Below are 966 nucleotides of genomic sequence, written 5' to 3'. Positions count from 1 at the left end.
CCGGCTGTCGGCCGGCGCGGTCGGCGCGGCCCCCCGGCTGCGGGTGACCGCGGTCGTGAGCCAGGCGGGGGTGAACGACCTCGCCGGCGGCTCGCGGGCGGGACTCGGCGGCGGCGCCGTGGACGCCCTGCTCGGCGGTGGGCCGGGCGCCGGGCCCGAGCGGTACGCCGTCGCCGACCCGACCGCCCTGCTGCCCCTCGGCGTGCCGGTGCTCGCGGTGCACGGCGGCGACGACACCCTCGTGCCGGTGCAGCAGTCGCGCGCGCTCGACGCGGCGGCCCGTGCCGCGGGCGACCGCAGCACGCTCGTCGTCGAGCCCGGCGAGGACCACTTCGCGCAGCTCGACCCGACGTCCGGCGTGTGGCGCGCCGTCCGCCGGTGGCTCGACGCCCTCCCCTGACCCCCGGTCCTGCTGAGAACCGACTCCCCCCGAGGCCGCGGCACCGTCCGAGGGGCGTGCACACCCAGGGAACGGTGCGCGAACCCACTTCACGTGGCGCGCACGAACCCGCAATGCGCCACGCTCCCGAGCCCCGAGGCCCGCGCTCCGTGTGGCTGCGGCACCGTCCGAGCGGCGTGCACACCCCTCGAACGGTGCGCCAGCCCACTTCACGTGGCGCGCTCGCCCCCGCGGGCAGGTCGCGCTGAACCGGACAGGCGCGTTCCACGTCACCCGGGTATGACCACCTCCGGCCGCACGCGGCTGCTCACCGGCCTGGCCGTCACGACGGCGATCGCCGCGACCGGCGTGCTGACGGGCGCCGACGCCGCCTCCGCGGCGACCCACGGGTCGAGCGAGGGCCACCTCGTGCACCAGGAGCAGCAGCAGCGCCGGTCGGCCGCCTCGGAGCGGCGGCTGGCGAAGGAGGCCGCGGCGATCCTGGCCCGACGGCGGACGGCGCTGCGCGACCTGCAGCACGCGGCCGACGCGGCCGAGCGCACCCGCCGGGCGGCTGCCGCTGCGGC

2 protein-coding genes are annotated in these 966 nt (G+C 79.1%); both read left to right on the top strand.

Annotated features, from left to right (window positions below; translation table 11 throughout):
• The coding region (locus tag ACYVI6_RS18745) for an alpha/beta hydrolase family protein (RefSeq protein WP_460447795.1) at nt 1–400 on the top strand (400 nt) is incomplete at its 5' end.
• 279 nt (nt 401–679) lie between these two features.
• A partial coding sequence (locus tag ACYVI6_RS18740; RefSeq protein WP_460447794.1) for a hypothetical protein occupies nt 680–966 on the top strand: 287 nt, incomplete at its 3' end.

It is taken from the genome of Angustibacter aerolatus (assembly GCF_054776675.1).
The sequence above is the reverse complement of the archived record's forward strand: the minus strand, read 5'-3'. Positions and strand labels throughout refer to the sequence as shown.